Here is a 25686-nt window from a genome sequence, read left to right as displayed (position 1 = left end):
GGGGGGCGTCCTCAGGGCATGACTGCGAACCTGTGCCCCTACCTGAACTTCGACGGCGACGCCCGCGAGGCGATGGAGACCTACCAGCGCGTGCTCGGCGGTGAGCTGACCATCAGCACCTTCGCCGAGTTCGGCATGGACGGCCCCGACGCCCAGAAGATCATGCACGGCCAGCTCGACACCCCCGACGGCCTCCTGCTCATGGGTTCCGACGCCGGCCCCGGCATGGGGTTCGAGAAGGCCGCCGGCATGACCGTGTGCATCAGCGGCACCGACACCGAGAAACTGCGCGGCTGGTGGGCCGCGCTGGCCGAGGGCGCCGAGGTGTCGGTGCCATTGGCCGTGCAGATGTGGGGCGACGAGTACGGCGCGCTGACCGACCGGTTCGGCACGCCCTGGATGTTCAACATCGGCCAGGCTCCGCAGGACTGACGGGGAGGGGGCAGGATCGGGGCCGTGAACGACTTCGACCTGGTCCTCCCGCCGTCCGTCGACGTGCGAGAAGTGGGCATGCGCGACGGCCTGCAGCTCGAGGCGCCGGTGCCGCTGGCCGGCAAGCTGGCCATGCTCGAGGCGCTCGTCGCCACCGGGGTGCGCCGCATCGAGGTGACGTCGTTCGTGTCGCCGAAGGCGGTGCCGGCCCTGGCCGACGCCGACGAGGTCGCCGCCGAGCTCGGCCGGTTCGACGGGGTGCGGTTCTCCGCCCTGGTCGCCAACGCCCGGGGCGCCCAGCGGGCCGTGGACGCCGGCATCGCCGACCTCGAGTACGTCGTCAGCGCCGCCGACTCGCACTCCCGCGCCAACGCCGGCCGGACGACGTCGGAGGCCGTCGGTGCCGTCGGGGAGATCGCCGGGCTGGCCCACGGCGCCGGCGGGTCGCTGGAGGTCATCGTGGCGACCGCCTGGGACTGCCCGTTCGACGGCCGGACGCCGGTCGACCGCACCGTCGACGTCACCCGGGCCGCGGTCACCGCCGGCGCCGACGCCCTGTGCCTGGGCGACACCATCGGGACGACGACCCCGCTTCGGGTCGTGCGGCTGCTCGACGAGGTGCGCCGGGTCTCCCCCGGGGTCCCGCTGGGGGTGCACTTCCACGACACCCGCGGCACCGGCCAGGCCAACGCGCTGGCCGCCGTGCAGGCCGGGGTCACCCAGCTCGACGCCTCCGTCGGGGGGCTGGGTGGCTGCCCGTTCGCCCCGGGCGCCAGCGGCAACGTCGCCACCGAGGAGCTCGTGTACTGGCTGGAGGACTCCGGGGTGGCCACCGGCATCGACCTGGACGCCGTGCTCGCCGCCGCCCGGGTCACCGAGGACGCCGTCGGCCGCGAGCTGCCGAGCTCGCTGTACCGGGCGGGTGGGAAGAACGCGCCGCGCGGGGCGTTCCAGCCGGCATGAGCGAGCCGCACGAGATCGTCGACCCCCGTGTGATGCGCGACGTGCTGGGCCACTTCGCGTCCGGCATCACCGTGGTGACCGCGGTCGAGGAGTCGGGGCCGATCGGGTTCACCTGCCAGTCGTTCAGCTCGCTGTCCCTGGACCCGCCGCTGGTGGCCTTCGCCCCCGCCCGCACCTCCAGGACCTGGCCGCGGCTGCGCGCCGCCGGCCGGTTCTGCGTCAACGTGCTCGCCGACGACCAGGACGCGCTGTCGACCCAGTTCGCGCGGTCGGGCACCGACAAGTTCGCCGGGGTCGGCTGGACGCCCAGTGCGCACGGCTCCCCGGTCCTGGACGGCGTGGTGGCCTGGATCGACTGCGCCCTGTACGCCGAGCACGAGGGCGGCGACCACACCATCGTGGTCGGCCGGGTGCTCGACCTGGGCGCCACCGCCGAGCGCACGCCCCTGGTCTTCCACCGCGGCGCCTACGGCCTGCAGCAGAAGGACCCCCTGCCCCCCACCACCCGGTAGCTCGCGGCGGGCCCCGGCAGGGGGCCGGGGAGGAGCCTCAGCCGAGCCGGACGGCGATGAGGGCGACGTCGTCGCGGCGGTCGAGCTCGGTCTCCACGGCGTGCGAGCAGAGGTCCGCCGGCGGGGCGTCCACCGGGGCGTTGCGCAGCCGGTCCACCAGCGCCGCGATGCCCTCGTCGAGGTCGGCACCCGGGTGCTCGATCAAGCCGTCGGTGTAGCCCACGACCGTGGTGCCGGCCGGCACCTCGAGGTGCACGCTGTCGCGGCGGGTGTCGCCGTCGACGCCGACGAGCAGGCCGGTGGCCGCGGTGAGCACCTCGACCCGGCCGTCGGGGTAGCGCAGCACGAGGGGTGGGTGCCCGGCGTTGGCCACGACCAGCTGCCACGGGCGGCCCTCGCCGGCCGGCGGGACGGCCCGCACGTACGCCATGGTCGCCATGGAGGCGACGTGCAGCCCCTGGACGAGGCGGTCGACCCGGCCCAGGACGGCGGCGGGGTCGGCGTCGGTCGGGTCCCACATGCAGGCCCGCAGCAGACCGCGGAGGTGGCCCATGGCCGCGGCGGCGGCGACGTCGTGGCCGACGACGTCGCCGATGGCCACCCCGATCGCGCCGTCGGGCAGCTGCAGCAGGTCGTAGAAGTCGCCGCCGACGTCGGCGGCGGTGGATGCGCTGACGTAGTGCGCCGCCGCGGCGACGCCCGGGATGTCGGGCAGCTGGGGCAGCAGCGAGCGCTGCAGGGTCTCGGCGACCTGGTGCTCGGCCTGGTACAGCCGCACGTTGTCCAGCGCGAGCCCGGCCCGGCGGGCCAGGTCCTGCACGAGCTCGACGTCGGCGTCGTCGAAGCCGCGGTCCTCCCCGGTGATGACCAGGGCCATGGCCCCCAGCACCCGGCGCCGGGCGATCATCGGGACGGCGACCACCGTGCGACCACCCAGCCGCTGGTAGGCCTCCCGCGCCGGGGTGCGGGCGAACACCGAGTCGACGCGCTCGCCGGTGAGGTCCTCGACCACCACCGGCCGCCGGGTGTCCATCGCCTGGCGGCTGGGGGAGGCCGGGGTCAGGTTGCTCGCGTGCTGGGTGCTGATCGCCCGCAGGTCGTCGTCGAGGCCGCGCCGGTGCTTGGCGGCGGTCTCCACCACCTCGCCGTGCGCGTCGACGACGGTGACGAAGATCCAGTCGGCCAGCAGCGGCACGCAGAGGTCGGCGAGCCGGTCCAGCAGCTCGGTGCGGTCGAGGGTGGCGGCGAGCGAGCTGGTCGCCTCGGCCATGAGGGCCAGCCGGTTCTGCGCGGTCTCGGCCTCCTCCCGTGCCCGCTCGGCGTCGGCCTGGGCCTGCTCGGCGTAGGCCTGGGCGGTCTCGGCCTCGCGGCGGGCGGCCTGCTCGGCGGCGAAGGCGGCGGCCCGTTCGCCCTCCGAGCGGACCCGCTCGGTGACGTCGGACTGCACGCCGACGAAGCTGACCAGCTCGCCCGCACCGTTGAAGACCGGGCTGATGGCCACCTGGTTCCAGAACGCGGTGCCGTCGCGGCGGTAGTTCAGCAGCGTCTCGGTGACCGGCTGGCGCTCCTCGAGCGCCCGCCGGATGGTGGCCACCGCCGCCGGGTCGGTGGCTGGGCCCTGCAGAAAGCGGCAGTTGCGGCCGACCGACTCCTCGTAGGGGTAGCCGGTGACCCGGGTGAAGGACGGGTTGACCCACACGAGCGGGTCGTCCTCGCGGCGCGGGTCGGTGATGGTGAAGCAGATGTCGGTGGCCAGCACGGCCCGGTCGCGCAGTGCCTGCAGCCGGTCGGCGGGGTCGTCGCTGGCGCGGTCGGCGTCGAGCTGGAGGAACACCACCAGCGCGAGCTGGTCGGTGTCGGGCTCGCGGGACAGCGGGAACCCGGTGACCCAGAGGGTCATCTCCTGCTGGCTGCTGCTGGGGGCCAGCCGCACGGCCTCCCCGGCCACCGGGGTGCCCTCGGCGACCTGGGACAGCGGACTGCCCGTGCTCTCCAGCGGTGCGCCGGTCAGGTCGGTGAGCCCGGCGGAGGCCCCCCACTCGTCGATGGCCACGGGGAGCCGCACGTTGCCCGCCAGCTCCACCGCGGCGGAGTTGGCGAAGACGACGGTGCCGGCCTTCTGGTCGATCACGAGCACGGCCACCGGGACGTCGACCAGGACGCCGGGGAGGGCCGACCGGGCACCCTCGGCGGAGTCGGTGGCCGACACGACGGCGGCGGCTGCGCCGACCGCCTCGGCCTGGTGCCCGCGGTCGTCGTCGTCGGCACCCGAGGCCGACCCCGGAGCCCCGGGCACGAGGGCGGCGGCCTCGGCGGGCACGTCGGACCCGGGTGGTACGGGGGCCTGCGGCACGCCGAGATCGTACCGGGGGTCCACGATCTGCGCTGTGCCCCGATCGGGGGGACCCCGACGGTGGGGTGGGGTCAGCCGGTGGGGGCCGGATCAGCCGGTGGGGCCGAGCCAGCCGGTGGGGGCCCGCCCTTGGCCGCCTCGCGGTCGAGCTCGGCGAGGTGCCGCAGCCACAGCAGACCCAGCACGGGCAGGGCGAGCGGCACGAAGCCGTACCCCTGCCCGTACACCGACCAGACGGTGGCGTCGGGGAAGGCGGCCCGGTCGGCCAGCGACAGGGTCCCCACCACCAGGACGCCGACCAGCTCGACGACGCAGGCCACCACCGCGGTGCGCCGGCCGGACCGACCACCACGGGCCAGGCCGACGGTGGCCACGAGGTAGACGGCGGCGGAGAAGGCCGACAGCAGGTACGCGACGGGCGCCTCGTCGAACTGGGTGGCCAGCTGGACGGCGGCCCGGGCGCCCGCGGCCAGCGCGAAGGTGCCGTAGACGGCGACCAGCACCCGCCCCGGTCCGCGCGCGGTGGTCCCCGCGTCGTCCCCGCCGGCCGCGGGGGCGCCCAGCCGGTCAGGCACCGGTGGCCTCCCACAGCTGCAGCAGCCGCCACACCATGACCGCCACGACGAGGGCCGCGACGGCGAGCACGGTGCCGGCCCACCGGGTGGGTTCGGTGCGTGACCACAGCACCCCGGCGACCGGGACGAGGACGACGCTGAGCAGGTAGGCCAGGAACGTCGCCGTCTCGGGCGGGCGCACCCCGCCCGCCAGCTGCACCAGCACCACGACCAGCTGGACCAGCAGCACGAGCTCGAGCACCCCGGCGGCCGCGAGGTGGGCCAGCCCGGTGCGCCGGCGCAGGGCGGTGGACAGCCCGCCCAGCGCCGCCACCACCAGGGCGGCGACCGTCGCCAGCACGACGAGGGGGGTGGTCACTGGCCCATCCTCCCAGTGCGCCGGGACCCGTCGGCGGGGGCCGACACGCCGGTGTCCGTGTCCACGGGTAACTGTTTCCCCGAGACCTCGTTGCACCCGGCACAGCCCGCGCACAGGTGCGACACCGTCGTCGCGCCGTGCCGAGACCGAGGAGTCGCCCGTGCACCGGTTCCGCCGCGCCGTCGGAGTGGTCGGGGGTGCCGCCCTCGTGGCCGGCGTCCTCGCCACCGCATCCCCGGCCACCGCATCCCCGACCACCGCATCCCCCTCGCTCGCGCCCGTCCAGCAGTTCCTCGCCCAGCAGCTGGGTGGCCTCGCCGCGGCCGTGCCCACCGAGGTGCTGGTGCACGGCACCGACGTGGCCGCCGCCCGCGCCGCGGTCGCCGCCACGGGGATGGCCACGGTGACCGAGTTCGAGAGGATCGGCGTCGTGGTCGCCCGCGGCACCGCCGCGCAGGTCGAGGCCGCCCGCAGCGAGCCCGGCATCACCTACCTCGAGGGCAACGCGCCCATCGAGTTCGCCGACTCCACCTCCAACCTGGCCACCCGCGGCGCCGAGGCCGCCACCACCCTCACCGGCGCCGACGGGCAGGCGCTCGACGGCTCCGGGGTGTCGGTCGCGGTCATCGACTCCGGGGTCGATCCGCTGCACCCCTACCTGCGCGACCCCGACGGCGGCAGCGCGGTGGTGGCCAACCTGAAGAGCGTCTGCCTGGTCGAGAGCGCGCCCACGCCCGACTGCGTCGTCCCCGTGCCCGGGGTCGTCGACACCGACACCCTGTCGGTGGGCGGGCACGGCACGCACGTGAACGGGATCGTCGCCGGCCGGCCCACGACGCTGGCCGACGGCACGCGGCTGCAGGGCGCGGCACCGGGCGCGTCGCTGGTGTCCATCTCGACCGGCGCGGTGCTGCTCATCGTCGGGGCCGACTCCGCGCTCAACTGGGTGCTGGAGAACCACGAGCACCCGTGCGGCGAGGGCGTCAGCGCCGAGGTCTGCCCCCCGATCAAGGTCACCAACAACTCCTACGGGCCCAGCGGCGGCGGGGCGTTCGACCCGCAGTCGGCCACCGTGAAGCTGCAGCGGGCGCTGGCCGACGAGGGCGTGGTCACGGTCTGGGCCGCGGGCAACGACGGCGGCGACGGCTCGGCGTCGCTGACCAACCCGCCCGGCCAGGACCCGACCGGCGGCATCATCTCGGTGGCCTCGTACTTCGACGAGGCCACCGGTACCCGCGACGGCGCGGTCAGCGAGTTCTCCTCGCGCGGCGCAGCTACCGACGCCTCGACCTGGCCGGACCTGTCGGCCCCGGGCGAGGACATCACGTCGTCCTGCCGGCTGTACCTGCCCATCTGCGCGACCGGGCTGCAGCCGCAGAACGGGCCGGGCCTGCTCGACGTCGGCACGTTCAACACCATCAGCGGTACGTCGATGGCTGCCCCGCACGTCGCCGGCATCGTGGCCCAGCTCTTCCAGGCCGACCCGACCGCCACCCCCGCCGAGGTCGAGGCGGCCCTCGTGGGCACGGCCCACCGCTACACCGACGGCGCGGACTACCAGGCCGTCGACGGCCGGACGACGTCCTACGACAAGGGCGCCGGCCTGGTGGACGTCGTCGCCGCCGTCGAGGCGCTGCTCGCCCGCTGAGCGGGCAACCGGTGTTCCACGTGGATCATCGGTGAACCGGTCGGGCGGTCCGGGACGAAGGAGGAGCATGAAGACCGGTGACGTGGCCCCTGACTTCGAGCTGCCGGACCAGGACGGCGTGCCCCGCCGGCTGTCCACGATGCTGCAGAGCGGCCCGGTCGTGCTGTTCTTCTACCCGCTGGCGTCCTCCGGCGGGTGCACGACCGAGATGTGCACGGTCCGCGACGAGGCCGCCCGCTTCGCCGAGGTCGGCGCCCAGCGGGTGGGCATCAGCCAGGACCCCGTCGCCAAGCAGAAGGCGTTCGCCGAGGGCAACGGGTTCGACTACCCGTTGCTGTCCGACGCCGACGGGGCCGTCTGCACCGCCTACGGCACGAACCGCGGGTGGAAGGCCGCCCCGGTGAAGCGGCACACGGTGGTGATCGGCACCGACGGCGTCGTCCGCGACGTCGTGAAGAGCGAGTTCCGGTTCGCCGCGCACGCGGACAAGGCGCTCGCGGCGCTGCAGCCCTGATGCTCCGGCCGGGTGGCGGGCCACTCCCCCACCCGGCCGGGTCTCACAGCCCGAGCTCGGCCCGCACCTCGGCGTCGTGCTGGCCCACCGCGGGCACCGACCCCACCGAGCCGGGCGTGGCCGAGAACCGCGGGGCGACGGCGGGCTGCACGACGCCGTCGACCTCGACGAACACCCCGCGCTCGCGGTTGTGGGCGTCGGTGGCGGCCTCCCGCAGGGACCAGACCGGCGCCACGCACGCATCGGTGCCGGCGAACACCTCCCACCACTCGGCCCGGGTGCGGCCACCGATGACCTCGGCGAAGCGGGCCCGCAGCGCCGGCCAGGTCGACCGGTCGTCCCGGTCGGGCAGCGAGGGGTCCTCGGCCAGCCCCAGGCCCGTGAGCAGCGCGGCGTAGAACTGCGGCTCCAGCGCGCCCACGGCCAGGAACGCGCCGTCCGCGCAGCGGTAGACGTCGTAGAACGGTGCGCCGGTGTCGAGCAGGTTCACGCCGCGGGCGTCGGTCCAGGCGCCGGTGTCGAGCATCCCGTGGAGCATCGTGGTGAGCACCGCCGTCCCGTCGACGATCGCGGCGTCCACCACCTGGCCCGTGCCCGTCGTCCGGGCGTGCAGCAGACCGGCCACGACGCCGAGGGCGAGGAAGACCCCGCCACCGCCGAAGTCGCCCAGCAGGTTGGCCGGCGGGGCCGGTCGCTCGTCGGGGCGGCCGGTGGCCCCCAGTGCGCCGGTGAGCGCGACGTAGCCGATGTCGTGCCCGGCGCTGTGCGCCAGCGGCCCGGTCTGGCCCCACCCGGTCATGCGACCGTAGACCAGCGCCGGGTTGAGGCGGGTGGCGTCCTGCGGCCCCAGCCCGAGCCGCTCCATGACCCCGGGCCGGAAGCCCTCGAGCAGGACGTCGGCCCGCGCCACCAGCGCCCGGACGACGGCCAGGTCGTCGGCGTCCTTGAGGTCCAGGGCGATGGACCGCTTCCCCCGGTCCAGCAGCGAGGGCCCGCCGAGCGGGGAGGCCGGGCCGCGGCGGTCGACCCGGACGACGTCGGCCCCCAGGTCGGCCAGCAGCATTCCGCAGAACGGCCCCGGGCCGAGCCCGGCGAACTCCACGACCCGCACACCCTGCAACGGTCCGGCCACGTCGCCGTCCTCCCCCTCGTCCGCTCCCCCGCCACCCCGCCCCCTCGGGGCATGGGAGCCCATGCACCCGGTCACGGGCCCCGTCACCGGGTGCACGGGCTCCCATGCCGGGGGGTGGGGGGCTCCCGGTGGCATGCTGCCGCACCGTGCGGACCTCCCTCGTCGCGGCCCTCGGCGTGTCCGTCGTGGTGGCCCTCGGTGGGGCGCTGGGCGCGCTGGGCCGGTGGGGCGTCTCGCTCGCCCTGCCGCACGCCCCGGGCGCCTGGCCGTGGGCCACGGTCACCGTCAACCTCACCGGGTGCCTGGTCATCGGCGCGCTGCTGGCCGTCCTGATGGCCCGCTGGCCCGGTCACCCGTGGCTGCGGCCGTTCCTGGCCACCGGGGTGCTCGGCGGCTACACGACCTTCTCCGCCTTCGCCGTCGACGCCGTCCAGCTGGTCGAGGCCGGCCGGGTCGCGGCGGCGTCGGGGTACGTGCTGGTGAGCGTGGTCGGTGGGCTGGGGGCCGTCGTCCTCGGGCTGGTCACGGGCCGGGTGGCGGTGGGCGCGCACGACCCCGTGCGGGCCGAGCTCGAGGCCGGGGAGGACCGGTCGTGACGGCGCTGTGGGTGGCCCTCGGCGCGGCGGTGGGCGCGGTGCTGCGGTTCGCGGCCGACCGGCTCGCAGTGCGGTGGCGGGGCGCGGGCAGCGTGGTCGGCGTCCTCGCGGTCAACGTGGTGGGCAGCCTCGTGCTGGGCGTCGTCCTGGGGGCACGCGACCTGCCACCGGCCGTCGTGGCGCTGGTGGGCACCGGGTTCTGCGGGACGCTGACCACCTTCTCCACCTACGGCTACGACGTCGTCCGGCTGGTCGAGGAGCGCCGCACGGGCCGGGCGCTGGCCTACCTGACCGGCTCGGTGCTGCTGGGCGTCGGTGCCGCGGCGGCCGGGTACGCACTCACCGGCTGAGCTGCGACCACCGGCCGGCCTCAGTAGGGTCGGGTCCGGTATGGCAGATCAGCAGAGCTCCGAGAGCCCCGTCGTCGTGGTGGCCAACCGGCTGCCGGTGGACCAGGTCGTCGCCGCCGACGGGTCGGTCAGCTGGACCCGCAGCCCCGGTGGCCTGGTCACCGCCCTCGAGCCGTTCGTGGCCGGGCGCGGCGGCGCCTGGGTGGGGTGGTCGGGCAAGGCCGGCGACGCCCCGGAACCCTTCGAGTCCGGCGGCATGCAGCTGGTGCCGGTGGGCCTCAGCGACGACGACGTCGACCAGTACTACGAGGGCTTCTCCAACGCCTCGCTGTGGCCGCTCTACCACGACGTGGTCGAGAAGCCCGAGTACCACCGGGCCTGGTGGAACAGCTACGTGCAGGTCAACCGCCGGTTCGCCGAGAAGGCGGCCGAGGTCGCCGCCGAGGGCGCCATCGTGTGGGTGCACGACTACCAGCTGCAGCTGGTGCCGGCCATGCTGCGCCAGCTCCGCCCCGACCTGACGATCGGGTTCTTCTTGCACATCCCGTTCCCGCCCTACGAGCTGTTCACCCAGCTGCCCTGGCGCAACGCGATCGTCGAGGGGCTGCTGGGCGCCGACCTCATCGGGTTCCAGATGCCGGCCGCCGCGACCAACTTCGTGCAGCTGGCCCGGCGCCTGCACGACCTGCCGACCCGGGGCAGCACCATCACCTACGACGGCCGCACGATCACGGCCAAGGCGTTCCCGATCTCGATCGACGTCGCCGACTTCGAGTCCCTGGCCCGGCGGCCCGACGTCGTCGAGCGGGCCGCCGAGATCCGCCGCGAGCTCGGCGACCCGGAGAAGGTCGTCCTGGGTGTCGACCGGCTGGACTACACCAAGGGCATCGCCGTGCGGCTCGAGGTGTTCCTCGAGCTGCTGGAGGACGAGCAGGTCGAGGCCCCGTCCACGGTCTTCGTGCAGGTGGCCACGCCCTCCCGCGAGCGGGTCGAGCACTACGTGACGATGCGGGAGACCATCGAGCAGCAGGTCGGGCACATCAACGGGGTGTTCGGCTCGGTCAGCGGCCCGGCGGTGCACTACTTCAACCAGTCGATGCCGCGCGAGGAGCTCGCCGCCCTCTACCGGGCCGCCGACGTCATGCTCGTGACCCCCTACCGGGACGGCATGAACCTGGTGGCCAAGGAGTACGTGGCCGCCCGCAGCGACAACGGCGGCACGCTGGTGCTCAGCGAGTTCGCCGGCGCCGCCGCCGAGCTCAAGCAGGCCTACCTGGTCAACCCGCACGACAAGGACGGCGTCAAGAAGCAGCTGCTGCGCGCGCTGCGGGCCGACCCCGCCGAGTCGGCGAAGGCGATGAAGGCCATGCGCCGGTACCTGGCCAAGCACGACCTCGAGCACTGGGCGTCCTCGTTCTTCGCCGCTTTGCAGGAGGAGGCCCAGTGACCACCGACGCCGAGGTCCTGGCCCGGTTGGCCGACCGCCGTCCGCTGCTGGTGGCGTCGGACTACGACGGCGTCCTCGCCCGGCTGCGCGACGTGCCCGGCGAGGCCGTGCCCGAGCCCTGGGCGCCCGACCTGCTCCGCCGGCTGGCCGCCGCTCCCGACGTCACGGTTGCGCTGGTCAGCGGCCGCGGCGTGGCGGACCTGCGGACGACGTCCGGGCTGGGCGAGCCGTTCCGCTTCGTCGGCAGCCACGGTGCCGAGTTCGACGACGGCCTCGACCCGGCCGCAGCCGCCGAGCGGGACCTGCTGGTCGAGGCCGTGCAGCCGCTGGTCGACGCCGTCCCGGGCGCCCGGCTGGAGGTCAAGCCGGCCGCGGTCGCCGTGCACGTGCGCACCGTCGCCGACCGGGCCGCGGCGACCGCCCTGCTCGAGCGGGCCGCCGCCGCGGCCGGCCCGCACCACACCGCCAAGCCCGGCAAGGACGTGCTGGAGCTGGCGGTCACCGACGCCGACAAGGGGACGGCGGTGCTGCGGCTGGCCGACCAGCTCGGCGCCGACGGCGTGCTGTACCTGGGCGACGACGTCACCGACGAGGACGCCTTCACCGCGCTCGCTCCCCGGGTGGGGGGCGTGACGGTCAAGGTCGGGGACGGTGACACCGCGGCCGGGCACCGGGTGGCCGACCTCGACGGCGTCCGCGCGCTGCTCGAGCACCTGGCCACGGCGCTCGGGGCCTGACCGGGGGCCGGCACGGGCTGTCGACGAGTCGACCGTGCCGGGGCGGTGACCCGGCGGTCGGGCCGCAGATCGGTGACGACGGGGTCGCGCGCCTCAAGTCGTGACGGGTGTGACCGTTGTGACGGGTGAATCCGGGACGGGACCGGATCACAGCCCATGGAGACCCTCGTGCGTTGGTTCACCGACCGTTCCGTGTCCGTCAAGATCGGCGCCATCGTCGTCGTCGTCTGCCTGCTGGCCGGCGGCTTGACCGGCCTGGCCCTGTCGCGGGTGACCTTCCTGCGGGCGGAGGCCAACGACCTGTACGACGGGCACGTCGTGCAGCTGGTGGCCCTCGGTGAGCTGCAACGGGCCTACCAGGGCGACCGGGCCCGCTACGCGGGGTACGCGCTGCTGGACGACGACGCCCGGACGGCGATGCGGGCCGAGCTGGCCGAGCGGCGCACCGACCTGGACCAGAAGATCGCCGACTACGGCTCGCACGCCATCGACCCGGCCGCGTGGGCGCAGTTCACGACCGACCTGGGCACCTACTACACGATCGCCGACCAGCAGCTGGTCGCGGCGGCCGACGCCGACGACGAGGCCGGGGTGGCCCTCGTGCTCACCGGGTCGCTGCAGTCGGCGGTCGACGCGGTGATGGACGACTTCTCCGCCGAGTCCGACCGGTCCGCCGACGAGGCCGCGACCCAGATCACCGAGACCGACGCCGAGGCCGCGCAGGCGGTCTGGATCCTGGTCGCCGGCCTGGTCCTCATGGTGCTGCTCGGGTCGGCGCTGGCCTGGGTCGTGGTCCGGGGGATCCGCCGGTCGGTGCAGGCCGTGCAGAGCTCGCTGCAGGCCCTCGAGCGCGGCGACCTGACCGTGCGGGCCGAGGTCACCAGCCAGGACGAGCTGGGCCGCATGGCCACGGCGCTGGGCGCGGCGCAGGACCAGCTCCGCGCGCTGATGTCCTCGGTCGTCGGGTCCGCGGACGCGGTCGCGGCCTCCAGCGAGGAGCTGTCGGCGTCGGCGGCGCAGATCGCCGCGTCGGCGGAGCAGACCAGCGCGCAGTCCGGCGCGGTGTCGGGCTCGGCCGACGAGGTCTCCCGCAGCGTGGCGACGGTGGCGGCCGGTGCCGAGCAGATGAGCGCCTCGATCCGGGAGATCGCGCAGAACGCCAACGAGGCCGCCCGGGTGGCCGCCGAGGCCGTGACCGAGGCCGAGGCGACCAACGCCACCATCACGAAGCTGGGTGCCTCGTCGAAGGAGATCGGCGACGTCATCAAGGTGATCACCAGCATCGCCGAGCAGACGAACCTGCTGGCGCTCAACGCCACCATCGAGGCCGCCCGGGCCGGTGAGGCGGGCAAGGGCTTCGCCGTGGTGGCCAACGAGGTCAAGGAGCTGGCGCAGGAGACCGCGCGGGCCACCGAGGACATCGCCCGTCGGGTGGAGGCCATCCAGGCCGACACCGGTGGCGCGGTGGCCGCGATCGGTCGGATCGGTGAGGTGATCGGGCAGATCAACGACTACCAGCTGACCATCGCCAGCGCGGTGGAGGAGCAGACGGCGACGACGAACGAGATGTCGCGCAGCGTGGCCGAGGCCGCGGGTGGGACGACGGAGATCGCCGCGACCATCACCGGGGTGTCCAGCGCGGCCGGGTCGACCACCCAGGCGCTCGGGCAAACCCGGGTCGCGGTCGACGAGCTGGCCCGCATGGCCGGCGACCTGCGCACGACGGTCGGCAGCTTCACCTGGTGAGCAGACCTCGTCCTGGAGGTACCGAGCACTCACCCCCAGGGTGATCGGAACCGGGATCGGGTCAAGGAACACGCGTTGTGGCCGATCACGTTCCCCATGATGGTGCGGCGGAGAGCTGCCGGGTGGGCGGCCCCTCGGCGGTGGGCGCCCGCCCTGCGGGGGTTGCTCGGTGCCGCGGTGCTGGGTGGTGTCCTGCTCGCGGGCGGGCCCGCACAGCAGGCGGACGAGGACGGGCCGGCCCTGGTCGAGGTCAGCGACAGCAACCCGCTCCCCCCCACCGGTGTGGTCATCACCGCGGGCAACGGACAGTTCACGTCCGTGCGCTGGACCGCATCCACCGAGCCCAATGCCAGCGGGTACGTGGTCAGGGTCGGCTCGTACCAGACCACCGTCAGCGGCACCTCGACCACGACGCCCATCACCGGACTGGTCAACGGCACGGACTACACGGTGCAGGTGTTCACCCGCACCAACTACAACCTGCTGGGCCTGCAGACCGCCACGGGCACCGTCCCGGCGACGGCGACCAGCTACCCGCGCGACGGCGTCGAACCGGCGCGGCCCACCGGGGTCACGGCGGTGCGCGGCGACGGCCAGGTCACCGTCAGCTGGGCGGCGAACACCGAACCCGACCTCGCCGGCTACCGGGTGCTGCGCGACGGCACCCCGGTCAGCGGCACGCTCACCGGCCGCAGCTACGTCGACACCGGGCTGGTGAACGACACCACCTACCGCTACTCGGTCCAGGCCGTCGACGTGTCCCGGCAGTGGTCGGCGTCCTCGGTGCCGGCAGTGGCGGCTACGCCCACCGACCTCACCGCGCCGGGCACCCCCAGGATGCTGCTCGCCGAGCGCGGCGACCGGCAGGTGACGCTGTCGTGGGCCGCCAACCCCGAGCCCGACGTGGCGTCCTACCGGCTCCTGCGGGACGGCGTGGAGGTCGCCAGCATCCCGGCCGGCTCGCACGGCTACACCGACACCGGCCTGGACAACGACCGCACCTACCGCTACACCCTCGTCGCCGTCGACACGCACGCCAACCGGTCCGCCCCCACCGCCGGGATCGACGCGACGCCCACCGACCTCACCCCGCCCGCGGTGCCGACCGGTCTGGCCGCCACCCGCGGCGACACCCGCGTGACGCTGGCCTGGGCCGCCAACGCCGAGCCGGACCTCGGTTCCTACCGCCTGCTGCGGGACGGCGTCCAGATCGCCGAGGTGTCCCGCACGACGCTGACCTACACCGACAGCGGGCTGACCAACGACACCACCTACCGGTACGCGCTGGTCGCCGTGGACACCCACCTGAACCCCTCGGCGCCCACGGCGGCCGTGCCGGCGACCCCGACCGACCTGACCCCGCCGGCCGCGCCCACCGGGGTGACCGCGGTGCGGGGGGACGGCGTGGTCCAGCTGTCCTGGGCGGCCAACGGCGAGGCCGACCTCGCCGGGTACGTCGTGCTGCGGGACGGGGTGCAGGTCAGCGGGCTGGTGACCGGGACCGGTTGGACCGACACCGGGCTGACCAACGACACCCCCTACCGGTACGTGGTGGTGGCGGTGGACACGCACGGCAACCGGTCGGCACCCTCGGCGCCGGTCGAGGCCAGCCCGGCCGACTTCACCGCGCCCGCCGCGCCGACGGGCTTCACCGCGGTGCGCGGGGACAGCCAGGTCGAGCTGTCCTGGGCGGCGAACGGGGAGCCCGACCTCGACGCGTACCGGCTGTTCCGGGACGGCGTGCTCGTCGCCACGGTCCGGGGCACCTCCTTCCGCGACACCGGGCTGGTCAACGACACCGCGTACCGCTACCTGCTGGTCGCCGTGGACGCCGCCGGCAACGCCTCGCCCGGGGTCGGGGCATCGGCGACCCCGACCGACCTGACCGCCCCGGCGGCGCCGACCGCGCCCGCGGCCACGGCCGGCGAGCGCGCGGCGTCGGTCACGTGGACGCCGTCGCCGGACCCCGACGTCGTGGGTCACCGGGTGCTGGTGGACGGCGTCGAGGCCGCCGCCGTCACCGGGCCGCCGGCCGTGGTCGGCGGCCTGGCCCCGGGCACGACGGTGACGGTGACCGTGGTGGCGGTCGACGGGCACGGCAACGTGTCCGCCCCCAGCGCCGCGGTCACCGTGACGCCCTACGACCGCACGGCGCCGGGTGCCCCCACCGGGGTCACCGCCACCCCCGGTCCCGGGTCCACGACCGTCGCGTGGACGTCGCCGGCCGACCCCGACCCGCTCACCTTCCGGGTCCTGCGCGACGGCGTGCTGGTCGCCACGGTGGCTGCCGCACCGGTCACCGTCACCGGGCTGGCCGAGGGCAGCACCGTCTCGATCACCGTGGTGGCGGTCGACCCCAGCGGCAACGCGTCCCCGCCCTCCGCCGCGGTGCCGGCCGCCCCGCTGACCGCGGCCGTGCCCGCCCAGGGGTCGGGCCAGACCGGTGGCCTGGCCGTCAGCGGGGACGGCAGGTTCGTGGTGGTCGGGACCCGGGCCCGGCTGGAGGCCTCGGACACCAACAGCGCCTACGAGCTCTACCGGCTCGACCGGGTGGCCGGTTCGGCCACCCGCATCGCCCCGCTCGGCGCCGGCGCCACCGGGCCCGACGCCACCAACTCCGCGGCGCCGGCGGTCAGCGACGACGGGCGCTACGTCGTCCTGGCCACCACCGCCGCGCTGGTGCCGGCCGACACCAACCGCCTGGCCGACGTCTACCGGCTGGACACCGTGACCGGTGCGTGGGCGCTGGTGAGCGTCCCGGCCGACGGCCGCGTGAGCCCGACGGTGGCCGGCACCGAGCTGCAGACCGCCACCACGGTCACCGCCACCAGCCCGGCGGTGGCGACCAGCGGCGACGGCGACCTCGTGCTCTTCTACTCCGCCCGGGCCGACCTGGGGCCGGTGGACACCAACGGCGTCGTCGACCTCTACGCCAAGCGCATGTCCACCGGGGCGGTCACCCGGGTCTCGGCCGCCCCCGGTGGGGGCGACCTGCCCCGGGCCGCCACCGGTCCGGCCCTGGCGCTGACCCCCGACGGCCGGTACGCCCTGTTCCCGGCCACCGGACCCGCCGGCCCGATGGTGCTCTACCGCGCCACCCTGTCCGGTGCCGACGCCGGCCGCACGGTGGTGGTCAGCACCATGACCGCCGGCGGGCGCACCACCGAGGTCGGGGTGCTGCGCGACGCCGGGGACGTCGACCTCTCCGACGACGGCCGGTACGTGGTCTTCTCGACCTCGGCCCGGCCGACCTCGCCCGGGCAGAGCTTCTCGACCGCGCTGGCCTACCGGGCCGACACCACGACCGGTGCCGTGCAGGCGCTGGGCACCGGGCAGACCATCCACCAGGAGCACAAGGTGGCCCTGGACCCGACCGGGCGGTACGGCTTCGTGGCCACCGCGGCCCCGCTGCTGGCCGGCGACGTCGACGGGCACACCGACGTCTTCCGGCGGGACCTCGACACCGGGGTGCTGGTGCTGGTCACCGCCGACTCGTCGGGGCGGCAGACCGCCGGGCCGGGCGGGTCGGTGAGCCCGGCCGAGCACCCCCGGGTGGTGCCGGTGACCGGCGACCTAGTGGTGCTGCTGACCTCCGAGGCGCTGGTGCCCGGGGACACCAACCGGGTGCGCGACCTCTACGTCAAGGACCTCGTCTCCGGGGCGGTCCTCTCCCCGGTCTCGTGACTCAGCGCAGCCACACCGCCTGGTAGGCGGCCAGCTGCACGGCGTCCTCGGCCAGGTGCGGGGGCTGCCCGGTCAGATGGTCGACCACCCGGGCCGGGTCCAGGCCCAGGTCGCGGAGCACCTGCAGCGGGACGTGCCGCGGCTCGGGGGCGACGTTGTAGGCACCCAGCACGGTGCCCAGCGGGTGGTCCCGGGCCACCAGCAGGACGGCGGGGTCGCGCGGGTCGAGCACCCGCGCGGGCACCGACGCGTGCAGCTGGGGCAGCGAGGCGCGGGCCCGGGTCAGCGCGGCGATGCCCTCGACGACGGCCGGGGAGTCGGGCACCGGCCGGTCGTCGTCGCCCCAGGTCAGGCGGGGGCGGTGGGCCCACCGGTTGTCCGCCGCGTGCCCGGGCTCCTCGGCCCAGTGCGGGTCGTTGCCCAGCCCCAGCTCGTCACCGGACCACAGCACGGGGATGCCGCCGAAGCCGAACACCACGGCGTGGGCGAGCAGCACGCGGGCCACGGCCTGCGGGTCCCAGGTGCCGATGCCGGCGAGGGCGGCCGCCGTCCCGGAGATGCGCCGGTCGCCGGTGGCCTCGTTCTCCCCGAACACCAGGCCGCGGGCCCACGAGCCGGGGAAGTCGCCGGAGTACCAGTCGGACAGGAACCGCCGGTGCGCCCACCCGTCGAGCCCGACCGCGGCGGCGTCGCCGTCGTCGATCGCCCAGCCGATGTCGTCGTGGCAGCGGACGTAGGTGATCCACGCCGTGGTCGAGGGCGGGACCGGCAGCTGCTGCAGGGCGTGGGAGCCCAGGACGGCGTCCCGCGCGGCCAGCATGGACCAGACCTGCACCATGAGCCCGTTGTGGTAGGCCAGGTCGCTGACCTTGCCCCAGTGCTCGCCGGTGCCGTCGGCGCCGAGGTAGGCCACGAGGTCGCGCGGGCCGACGATCGCCTCGGCCTTGAACAGCACGGCCGGGCAGGCGATCCGGGCGAGGGTGCGCAGCGCCTGGGTGAGGGCGTGCACCTCGGGCTGGTTCTGGCAGGCGGTGCCCAGCCGCTTCCAGGTGAAGGCGATGGCGTCCAGCCGCAGCACCTCGACCCCGCGGTTGGCCAGGTCGAGCACGACCTGGGCGTACTCGCAGAACACGTCGGGGTTGGCCCAGTCGACGTCCCACTGGTAGCTGTTGAACGTCGTCCAGACCCAGCCGTCGAGGTCGTCGTCCCAGGTGAAGTTGCCCGGCGCGAGGTCGGGGAAGACCTCGGGCAGCGTCGCCTCCCACGCGTCGGGCCCGGTGCGGTCGGGGAAGACCCGGAAGTAGGCCCGCTTGACCGGGTCGCCGGCGCGGGCCGCGCGGGCCCAGGCGTGGGTGTCGGCGACGTGGTTGAGCACGAGGTCGAGGCAGAGGCTGATGCCCCGGCCGCGCAGGGTGCGGGTCAGTGCAGCCAGGTCGTCCATCGTGCCCAGGTCGGGGCGGACCGAGCCGTGGTCGGCCACCGCGTATCCGCCGTCGTTGGGCGGCGGACCGGGCGTGAGCAGCGGCATGAGGTGCAGGTAGGTGACCCCGAGGGACTCCAGGTAGGGCACCCGGGCGGCCACGGCTGCCAGGTCACCCGCGAACCGGTCGGCGTAGGCCGCGTAGCCCAGGACGTCGGCGCGCTGGAACCAGTCCGGCGCCAGCGAGCGGCGCAGGTCCAGGGCGTGCAGCTCGTCCTCGCGGACGGCGAAGGCGCGCGCGGCCTGCAGCAGCAGCCGGTCGGCGACGGCGGCCGGGTCGGCGTACAGCGGCGCCAGGCCCGCCAGCAGGTCGGGCAGCCACCGTTCGACGCGGGCCCCGAACAGCTCGCGACGGTGCGCCGGGAGGTCGGCGAGGACGGCGTCGGGGGTCGGCACCGGTGCATGGTCTCAGCCGGACGGCTGCGCGGTCTCAGCCGGACGGCGTCCACCGTCGCGCGGAGAGGTCGCCGATCATCCCGATGAGCTGGGCCCGCAGGGCGGGGAGGTCACCGGCGGCGGCACCGAGCAGCGCCTCGGCGGCGTCGTCGGCGGAGGCCTCCTCCAGCGCGGTGCGCCCGGCCCGGGTCAGCGACACCTCGACCCGGCGCCGGTCGGTGGTCGAGCGGGCCCGGCAGACGTGCCCGTGCCGCTCGAGGCGGTCCAGCACCCGGCTCATGGTCTGGTCCTCGACCTGCACGGCCTGGGCGAGCTCGCGCTGGGACCGCGGGGCACCCCCGAGCAGGTGCAGGACGGCGAAGCCGGCGTGGTTGAGGTCCCACCGGGCCAGGTGGGCGTCCCAGGCGTGCTCGGCCAGCCGCGCCGCGGTGGACAGCAGGCGCCCGGTGGCCCAGCCGGACATGTCGGACGACACGCGAACACCTCCCCCGTCGAATGGTCAGCCTGCTGATGGTCCTGCTACGTTCCCTCAGCAGGCTGACCATTGTGCCGCCCAGGAGCTGACCGTGCCCGAGACCGCCCCCACCCGCCGCCTCCGGTGGCTGCTGCCCGCCCTGCTGGTCGTGGGGTGGCTGGCCCTGTCCGCCGTCGCCGGCCCGTTCAGCGGCAAGCTCTCCGAGGTCCAGTCCAACGACCAGAGCGAGTTCCTGCCCGGGTCGGCCGAGTCCCAGCGGGTGGCCGAGCTGTCCGCCGGCTTCAGCGACTCCGACGCGTTCCCGGCCTTCCTGCTCGTCGAGTCCGGCACGCCGCTGACCCGGGCCCAGCTGGCCGCGTTCAGCGAGTTCGCGCAGTCGGTCCCGGGCATCGAGGTCGCCCCCGGTCGCACGGTCGCCGACTACCTCGTTCCGGGCGAGATCCCCGTCCTCCCCAGTGCGGACGGCCTGGCCGCCCTGGCCCTGGTCTCCTTCGACGCCGGCGAGCTCTCCGCCCAGCTGCCCGACGGCGAGAGCCCCATCACCACGGCGGTCGAGGAGATCCGCGCGGCCGAGCCGCAGCTGGCCGGGGCGACGGTCTACGTCGCCGGGCCCGCGGCGACCACCGCCGACCTGGTGAGCGCCTTCGGCGGCATCGACGGCACCCTGCTGCTGGTGGCCGGCATCGCCGTCCTGGTCATCCTGCTGGTGGTCTACCGCTCACCGGTGCTGCCGTTCTTCGTGCTGCTCACCGCAGGTCTCGCCCTCACCACCGCGAGCCTGGTGGTGTACCTGCTCGCCGACGCGGGCGTCGTGACCCTCGACGGCCAGGGCCAGGGCATCCTGTCCATCCTCGTGGTCGGGGCGGCCACCGACTACTCCCTGCTGCTGGTGGCCCGCTACCGCGAGGAGCTGCGCCGGCACGACGACCGCTACGCCGCGATGCGCCGCGCCTGGCGGCAGACGCTGGAGCCGGTGCTGGCCAGCGCCGCGACCGTCGTCCTCGGCCTGCTGTGCCTGCTGCTCGCCGACATCGGGCCGACCCGCGGGCTGGGCCCGGTCACCTCGGTCGGCATCGTCGCCGCGGTGCTGGCCGCGCTCACCTTCCTGCCCGCGCTCCTGGTGCTGCCCGGTCGGACGTCGGCCGGTGAGCACGGCCGCTGGGTCTTCTGGCCGGCGGTGCCGCACGTGGGCTCGCCCGGGCCGGAGTCCACCGGGGTGTGGGCACGGGTGTCCCGGCTCGTCGGTCGTCGTCCGGTCGCGGTCGGGGTGCTGAGCGCGCTGTCCCTGCTGGTGCTGGCCGCCTTCGCGCCCACCCTGCCCGCCGACGGCGTCGCGCAGAGCGACACCTTCCTCGACCGGGTGGAGTCCGTCGTGGGTGGGGAGGCCCTGGCCCGGCACTTCCCCGCCGGCTCCGGCTCGCCCACCCTCGTCGTCGCGCCCGAGGCCGACCTGGACGCGGTCACCACGGCGGTGCAGGACGCCGCCGGCGTGTCGTCGGTGACCCCGACCCCGGACGACGCCGGCCGGCCGCGCGTGGTCGACGGCCTCGTGCAGCTGCAGGTCACCCTCGCCGACCCGGCCGACTCCCCCGCCGCCGAGGACGCCGTCGCCGCGCTGCGCACCGACCTCGACGCCGTCTCGCCCGACGTGCTCGTGGGCGGGACGACGGCCCAGGCGCTGGACGTCCAGGAGATCTCCACCGCGGACCGGGACCGGATCATCCCGGTGATCCTGCTGGTGGTGTTCGTCGTCCTGGCCCTGCTGCTGCGCTCGCTGGTCGCGCCGCTGGTGCTGCTGCTGTGCAACGTCCTCTCGTTCGCCGCCACCCTGGGCGCCGCGGCACTGGTCTTCGACCACGTCCTCGACCTGCCCGGTGGTGACCCCACCGTGCCGCTGTACGCCTTCGTCTTCCTGGTCGCGCTGGGGATCGACTACTCGATCTTCCTGATGACCCGGGTGCGGGAGGAGGCGGCGCACCAGGGCACCCGGGCCGGGGTGCTCACCGGCCTGGCGGTCACCGGCGGCGTCATCACCAGCGCCGGGATCGTGCTGGCCGCGACCTTCGCCGCGCTGGGCGTGCTGCCGATCCTGTTCCTGCTGCAGATCGCGTTCCTGGTCGCGTTCGGGGTGCTGCTGGACACCTTCGTCGTCCGGTCGCTGCTGGTGCCGGCCGTCGTCCTCCGGCTGGGCCGGCGCACCTGGTGGCCGAGCCGGCTGGCCGCGGCGGACCCGTCCCGGGAGCGGCAGGTCGCGCCGGCGGCCAGCTGACCCGGCGAGCGGGCTCAGGCCTGCCAGCGGTACTCCAGCTCGGGTCGCCCGGCGCCGCCGTAGCGCGGCTGGCGGGCGACCAGGCCGGTGTCGGCCAGGTGCTCCAGGTAGCGCCGTGCGGTGATCCGCGAGGCGCCGATCGCTCGCCCGACCTCCGCGGCGCTCACCCCGTCGCCCGTGCGGACGACGGCGACCACCGCGTCCAGGGTCTCGCGCCCCATGCCCTTGGGCAGCAGGGCGGGCCGGGTGGGGCGCAGGTTCTCCAGCGCCCGGTCGACGGCGTCCTGCCCCGCGACGTCGCCCTCGCCGCGCAGCTGCGCCCGGTGCTCGGCGTAGGCGACCAGCCGGTCGCGCAGGGCGGCACCGGTGAAGGGCTTGAGCAGGTAGCCGACCACCCCGTGCGCGGCCGCGGCCCGCACGGTGGCCAGCTCGCGCGCCGAGGTCACCGCCAGGACGTCGACGTCCCGGCCGGCGGCCCGCAGCCGGCGCAGCAGCTCGGTGCCGTGGGTGTCGGGCAGGTTCATGTCCAGCAGCACCAGGTCGACCTCGTGCCGGCCGAGCGCCTCCCACGCCGCGCGGCCGGTGCCGGCGACCGCGATGCACGTGAAACCTCCCACCCGGTCGACGTGGGCGCGGTGCGCCTCGCCGGCGATGGCCTCGTCCTCGACCACCAGGACCCGCAGGTCGGTCACCGGGGGACCGCCGTCCGCACGGGGAGGGAGACCGCGAACTCCGCACCCGGCCCGGACCGCACGGCCACCGTGCCGCCGTTGCGCTCCACGGCCTGGGCGACCAGGGCGAGCCCGATGCCCTGCCCGGTGGCCTTGGTGGTCCAGCCCCGGCGGAACGCCTGCTCGGGGTCCTCGACGCCCGGGCCGGTGTCCTCCACGCGCAGCTCGAGACGACCGTCGGCCTGCCAGAGCGCCAGCTGGACCTCGCGCGGCGGGTCACCGGCCAGGGCGGCGTCGATCGCGTTGTCCAGCAGGTTGCCCACGATCGTGACGAGGTCACCGCCCGGGATGCCGGTGACGCCGACCGAGGTGCCGGGGTCGATCTCCAGGGCCACCCCGCGCTCGTGGGCCGCGGCCGCCTTGCCCAGCAGGAGGGCGGCCAGCACCGGCTCCTCGACCGCCTCCACCACCCGGTCAGTGAGGCGCTGGGCGACCGCCAGCTCCGACGTCGCGAACTCCACGGCCTCCTCGGTGCGGCCCAGCTCCACGAGGGACACGGTGGTGTGCAGCCGGTTCGCCGCCTCGTGGGCCTGCGAGCGCAGCGACTCGGCGAAGGCCCGCACGCTGTCCAGCTCCCCGGTCAGCGCCTGCAGGTCCGTGTGGTCGCGCAGGGTCACCACGGCGCCCACCGACCGCCCGCTCGAGGTGGCCGGCGCCTGGTTGACCACCAGCACCCGGCTGCCGCTGACGTGCACCTCGTCCACGGCCAGCTGCTGCTGGGCGAGGGTTGCGGTCAGCTCGGGGTCCAGGCCCAGCTCGGTGACGTGCCGCCCCGTCACGTCGCCGTGCAGGTCGAGCAGCCGGCGGGCCTCGTCGTTGACCAGCTGCACCGTGCGGTCGCCGTCGAGCAGCAGCAGACCCTCGCGGACGGCGTGCAGCACCGCGTCGTAGTACTCGAGCATCCGGGCCAGGGGGGCGGCCCCCAGGCCGTGCGTCTGCCGCCGCAGCCGCCGGCTGACCAGCCAGCTGCCCAGGGCGCCCACGCCCAGGACCGCAGCGGCCACCCCGAGCACGCCGGGCAGGGCCGCGGTGACGTCGTGGCCGATGGCCGAGACCGTGATGCCCACGCTGACCAGCGCCACCACGTCGGTGCTGCTGCCGGTGGCGAAGACCGGCGCCACGGCCCGCACCGAGGGGCCCAGGGTGCCGGTGTAGGTCTCGGTGAACGTCTCGCCCGCGAGCGCGCGGGCGATGTTGCCCACGAACGGTCGGCCGATCTGGGCGGGGTCGGGGTGGGTGAACCGGGTGCGGTCGGGGGCCAGGACGGTGATGAAGGAGGTCGCGGTGTCGGCGCGCACCTGCTCGACGTAGGGCTGCAGCTCGGCGGTGGGGTCGGCGCCCACGACGGCTGTGCGCACCAGCGGGGAGTCCGCCAGCGTCTCGGCGATGCTGCGGGCCTGGTTGGCGGCGCGGTCCTCGACGGCCCCCCGCGCCCGGTCGACGGCGAACCAGCCCAGCGCGACCACCACGACGAGCAGCACCAGCGCCTGCAGGGCCAGCAGCTGGCGGGCCAGGCTGCCGCGCTCGCGGCGGCTGCGGGCGAGCACGGCAGGGATGCGCACGCAGGGAAGTGTGCACGCAATGAACGCAACGGTGACCGGGGTCACGCGTCCGGCGACGGTGGTGCCGTCGCCACCCCGGCGGCCCGGAGCTCCCCGCTCCGCCGGACTCCACTGGAGCAGTCATGGCATCGACGTCCCCCGCACCCGGCAGCGCGCCGGTGACGCTGAAGAAGAAGCGCGACACGACCCACTGGCTCTACATCGCGGTGATCGTCGCGGTGCTCGCGGGCATCGTGGTCGGTCTGGTGGCCCCGGACTTCGGCAAGGAGCTGAAGTGGCTGGGCACCCTCTTCGTCAACCTGATCAAGATGATCATCGCGCCGGTCATCTTCTGCACGATCGTGCTGGGCATAGGCGCCATCCGGAAGGCCGCGCAGGTCGGCCGGATCGGTGGTCTGGCCCTGGGCTACTTCATCGCGATGTCGACGGTGGCCCTGTTCATCGGTCTGCTGGTGGGCAACGTCCTGCACCCGGGTGACGGCCTGCAGCTGACCGACGAGGTGCGCGGCGCCGGTCAGGACCTGATCGACCAGTCCGCCGAGGGTGCCCCCGAGGGCACCACCGGCTTCCTGCTCTCGCTGATCCCGGCCACCCTGGTCTCCGCGCTGACCAGCGGCTCGGTGCTGCAGGCGCTGCTGGTCGCGCTGCTGGTCGGCTTCGCGCTGCAGGCCATGGGCACGGCCGGTCAGCCGATCCTGACCGGCATCGGCCACCTGCAGAAGCTGGTCTTCCGCATCCTCGCCATGATCATGTGGGTCGCCCCCATCGGTGCCTTCGGCGCCATCGCCGCCGTCGTCGGCGCGACCGGCGTCCAGGCCCTGAAGAGCCTCGGCATCCTGATGCTCGGCTTCTACCTGACCTGCGCGCTGTTCGTCTTCCTCTTCCTCGGCACGATCCTGCGGGCCGTCGTCGGCATCAACGTCTTCTCGTTCCTGAAGTACCTGGGCCGCGAGTACCTGCTGATCGTCTCGTCGTCGTCCTCGGAGACCGCGCTCCCCCGCCTGATCGCCAAGATGGAGCACGTCGGCGTCAGCAAGCCGGTCGCCGGGATCGTCGTCCCGACCGGGTACTCGTTCAACCTCGACGGCACCGCGATCTACTTGACCATGGCCTCGCTGTTCATCGCCGAGGCGCTGGGTGACCCGCTCAGCGTGGCCGAGCAGATCGGCCTGCTGGTCTTCATGGTCGTCGCCTCGAAGGGTGCGGCCGGGGTCTCCGGCGCCGGTCTGGCCACCCTGGCCGGCGGCCTGTCCTCGCACCGCCCCGAGCTGCTGGACGGCGTCGGCCTGATCGTCGGCATCGACCGGTTCATGAGCGAGGCCCGCGCGGTCACCAACTTCTCGGGCAACGCCATCGCCTGCATGCTGGTGGCCACCTGGACCAAGGAGCTCGACCGCGAGCAGATGAAGGCCGTGCTGGCCGGCGAGCGACCCTTCGACGAGACCACGATGCTCGACGACGGTCACGCCGCCCCCGCGGTCGAGGACGCCGGCGACCAGCGCCGCGAGTTCGCCGGGGCCGCCACCCGCTGACCCCGCCCCGGACGCCGACGCCCGCACCTTCCCGAGGAGGTGCGGGCGTCGTGCTGTCCCGGCCCTCAGAGGGTGTTGGGTAATTGATCGGCTACTTGTCGGAGTCGAGGTCGTCGGCCAGCCGGCGGGCGGCTTCGGTCTCGATGGGGCCTTGGGGCTCGATGTGTCGGCCGGTGAGTCGGGCGGCCATCAAC

21 protein-coding genes and 1 pseudogene are annotated in these 25686 nt (G+C 74.9%); 13 read left to right on the top strand and 9 right to left on the bottom strand.

Features of this window, described 5'->3' with window-relative positions; genetic code table 11:
* Positions 1-18 precede the first annotated feature (18 nt).
* The 3 genes from TEK04_RS07510 to TEK04_RS07500 are packed head-to-tail and all read left to right on the top strand — an operon-like array spanning position 19 to position 1907.
* On the top strand, positions 19-432 hold the full coding sequence (locus tag TEK04_RS07510; protein ID WP_336403708.1) for a VOC family protein: 414 nt from the start codon (positions 19-21) through the stop codon (positions 430-432).
* Between the two features lie 24 nt (positions 433-456).
* Positions 457-1395, top strand: a complete 939-nt coding sequence (locus tag TEK04_RS07505) for a hydroxymethylglutaryl-CoA lyase (protein ID WP_336403707.1) — start codon at positions 457-459, stop codon at positions 1393-1395.
* Positions 1392-1907, top strand: coding sequence for a flavin reductase family protein (locus TEK04_RS07500; protein WP_336403706.1), 516 nt, complete (start codon positions 1392-1394; stop codon positions 1905-1907). Before TEK04_RS07505 ends, TEK04_RS07500 begins: the two co-directional genes overlap by 4 nt.
* A 37-nt stretch (positions 1908-1944) precedes the next feature.
* Here TEK04_RS07500 and TEK04_RS07495 read toward each other — a convergent pair whose 3' ends face one another.
* The 3 genes from TEK04_RS07495 to TEK04_RS07485 all read right to left on the bottom strand — a co-directional run bounded on the left by TEK04_RS07495 (position 1945) and on the right by TEK04_RS07485 (position 5193).
* Positions 1945-4260 (bottom strand): SpoIIE family protein phosphatase, encoded by a 2316-nt coding sequence (locus tag TEK04_RS07495; protein ID WP_336403705.1) that lies wholly within the window; start codon positions 4258-4260, stop codon positions 1945-1947.
* A gap of 71 nt (positions 4261-4331) precedes the next feature.
* Positions 4332-4835, bottom strand: coding sequence for a hypothetical protein (locus tag TEK04_RS07490; RefSeq protein WP_336403704.1), 504 nt, complete (start codon positions 4833-4835; stop codon positions 4332-4334).
* Positions 4828-5193, bottom strand: coding sequence for a hypothetical protein (locus TEK04_RS07485; RefSeq protein ID WP_336403703.1), 366 nt, complete (start codon positions 5191-5193; stop codon positions 4828-4830). The genes TEK04_RS07490 and TEK04_RS07485 overlap by 8 nt, the downstream gene beginning before the upstream one ends.
* 160 nt (positions 5194-5353) lie before the next feature.
* On the opposite strand from TEK04_RS07485, the gene TEK04_RS07480 reads away from it, so the two are divergent.
* Together TEK04_RS07480 and TEK04_RS07475 are read left to right on the top strand one after the other, a co-directional pair.
* The gene (locus tag TEK04_RS07480) at positions 5354-6841 is read left to right on the top strand and encodes a S8 family serine peptidase (protein WP_336403702.1); all 1488 of its coding nucleotides are present in this window, start codon (positions 5354-5356) and stop codon (positions 6839-6841) included.
* Positions 6842-6908: 67 nt separating this feature from the next.
* Positions 6909-7355, top strand: coding sequence for a peroxiredoxin (locus TEK04_RS07475; protein ID WP_336403701.1), 447 nt, complete (start codon positions 6909-6911; stop codon positions 7353-7355).
* A 43-nt stretch (positions 7356-7398) separates the two neighbouring features.
* Here TEK04_RS07475 and TEK04_RS07470 read toward each other — a convergent pair whose 3' ends face one another.
* Positions 7399-8487, bottom strand: coding sequence for a CaiB/BaiF CoA transferase family protein (locus TEK04_RS07470; RefSeq protein ID WP_336403700.1), 1089 nt, complete (start codon positions 8485-8487; stop codon positions 7399-7401).
* Positions 8488-8633: 146 nt separating this feature from the next.
* On the opposite strand from TEK04_RS07470, the gene crcB (TEK04_RS07465) reads away from it, so the two are divergent.
* The 6 genes from crcB (TEK04_RS07465) (at position 8634) to TEK04_RS07440 (ending at position 17047) form a co-directional block, all read left to right on the top strand.
* Positions 8634-9083 (top strand): fluoride efflux transporter CrcB, encoded by a 450-nt coding sequence (gene crcB, locus TEK04_RS07465; RefSeq protein ID WP_336403699.1) that lies wholly within the window; start codon positions 8634-8636, stop codon positions 9081-9083.
* Positions 9080-9433 carry a fluoride efflux transporter CrcB gene (crcB, locus tag TEK04_RS07460; RefSeq protein WP_336403698.1) on the top strand — a complete coding sequence of 118 codons (354 nt, stop codon included), beginning with the start codon at positions 9080-9082 and terminating at the stop codon, positions 9431-9433. The genes crcB (TEK04_RS07465) and crcB (TEK04_RS07460) overlap by 4 nt, the downstream gene beginning before the upstream one ends.
* Positions 9434-9473: 40 nt before the next feature.
* Positions 9474-10880, top strand: a complete 1407-nt coding sequence (locus tag TEK04_RS07455; protein ID WP_336403697.1) for an alpha,alpha-trehalose-phosphate synthase (UDP-forming) — start codon at positions 9474-9476, stop codon at positions 10878-10880.
* Entirely contained in the window at positions 10877-11617 is a 741-nt protein-coding gene (gene otsB / locus TEK04_RS07450; protein ID WP_336403696.1) for a trehalose-phosphatase, read from the top strand. The genes TEK04_RS07455 and otsB overlap by 4 nt, the downstream gene beginning before the upstream one ends.
* Positions 11618-11773: 156 nt before the next feature.
* Positions 11774-13363: a methyl-accepting chemotaxis protein gene (locus tag TEK04_RS07445; RefSeq protein ID WP_432277321.1), complete on the top strand. Its 1590-nt coding sequence runs from the start codon at positions 11774-11776 to the stop codon at positions 13361-13363.
* Positions 13364-13438: 75 nt separating this feature from the next.
* Positions 13439-17047, top strand: a complete 3609-nt coding sequence (locus TEK04_RS07440; protein WP_336403694.1) for a fibronectin type III domain-containing protein — start codon at positions 13439-13441, stop codon at positions 17045-17047.
* 1 nt (position 17048) lies between these two features.
* Here TEK04_RS07440 and TEK04_RS07435 read toward each other — a convergent pair whose 3' ends face one another.
* The gene (locus tag TEK04_RS07435) at positions 17049-18923 is read right to left on the bottom strand and encodes an alpha-amylase family protein (protein WP_336403693.1); all 1875 of its coding nucleotides are present in this window, start codon (positions 18921-18923) and stop codon (positions 17049-17051) included.
* A 34-nt stretch (positions 18924-18957) separates the two neighbouring features.
* Entirely contained in the window at positions 18958-19398 is a 441-nt protein-coding gene (locus TEK04_RS07430; RefSeq protein WP_336403692.1) for a MarR family winged helix-turn-helix transcriptional regulator, read from the bottom strand.
* A gap of 91 nt (positions 19399-19489) precedes the next feature.
* Here TEK04_RS07430 and TEK04_RS07425 point away from each other — a divergent pair, with 91 nt between their 5' ends.
* A complete protein-coding gene (locus tag TEK04_RS07425) occupies positions 19490-21667 on the top strand; it encodes an MMPL family transporter (RefSeq protein ID WP_336403691.1) in 2178 nt (725 codons plus the stop codon).
* A 14-nt stretch (positions 21668-21681) separates the two neighbouring features.
* Here the strand turns inward: TEK04_RS07425 and TEK04_RS07420 are convergent, their stop codons facing one another.
* Together TEK04_RS07420 and TEK04_RS07415 are read right to left on the bottom strand one after the other, a co-directional pair.
* The gene (locus TEK04_RS07420) at positions 21682-22359 is read right to left on the bottom strand and encodes a response regulator (RefSeq protein ID WP_336403690.1); all 678 of its coding nucleotides are present in this window, start codon (positions 22357-22359) and stop codon (positions 21682-21684) included.
* Positions 22356-23960: a sensor histidine kinase gene (locus TEK04_RS07415; protein WP_336403689.1), complete on the bottom strand. Its 1605-nt coding sequence runs from the start codon at positions 23958-23960 to the stop codon at positions 22356-22358. The genes TEK04_RS07420 and TEK04_RS07415 overlap by 4 nt, the downstream gene beginning before the upstream one ends.
* A gap of 122 nt (positions 23961-24082) precedes the next feature.
* Between TEK04_RS07415 and TEK04_RS07410 the strand changes: the two genes are divergently transcribed.
* Positions 24083-25492 (top strand): cation:dicarboxylate symporter family transporter, encoded by a 1410-nt coding sequence (locus tag TEK04_RS07410; protein ID WP_336403688.1) that lies wholly within the window; start codon positions 24083-24085, stop codon positions 25490-25492.
* Between the two features lie 91 nt (positions 25493-25583).
* Here TEK04_RS07410 and TEK04_RS07405 read toward each other — a convergent pair.
* Positions 25584-25686, bottom strand: a pseudogene (locus tag TEK04_RS07405) (IS5/IS1182 family transposase); the annotation flags it as partial.

This window comes from Klenkia sesuvii (assembly GCF_037083825.1).
GTDB lineage: Bacteria > Actinomycetota > Actinomycetes > Mycobacteriales > Geodermatophilaceae > Klenkia > Klenkia sesuvii.
Note: the sequence above shows the minus strand (reverse complement) of the source record. Positions and strands in the feature narration are given on the sequence as shown.

What these genes read in the sequence shown, in the direction of transcription:
- TEK04_RS07510 (WP_336403708.1), top strand. Translation starts at nt 19, where the DNA reads ATGACTGCGAACCTGTGCCCCTACCTGAACTTCGACGGCGACGCCCGC.
- TEK04_RS07500 (WP_336403706.1), top strand. Translation starts at nt 1,392, where the DNA reads ATGAGCGAGCCGCACGAGATCGTCGACCCCCGTGTGATGCGCGACGTG.
- TEK04_RS07475 (WP_336403701.1), top strand. Translation starts at nt 6,909, where the DNA reads ATGAAGACCGGTGACGTGGCCCCTGACTTCGAGCTGCCGGACCAGGAC.
- TEK04_RS07455 (WP_336403697.1), top strand. Translation starts at nt 9,474, where the DNA reads ATGGCAGATCAGCAGAGCTCCGAGAGCCCCGTCGTCGTGGTGGCCAAC.
- TEK04_RS07445 (WP_432277321.1), top strand. Translation starts at nt 11,774, where the DNA reads ATGGAGACCCTCGTGCGTTGGTTCACCGACCGTTCCGTGTCCGTCAAG.
- TEK04_RS07410 (WP_336403688.1), top strand. Translation starts at nt 24,083, where the DNA reads ATGGCATCGACGTCCCCCGCACCCGGCAGCGCGCCGGTGACGCTGAAG.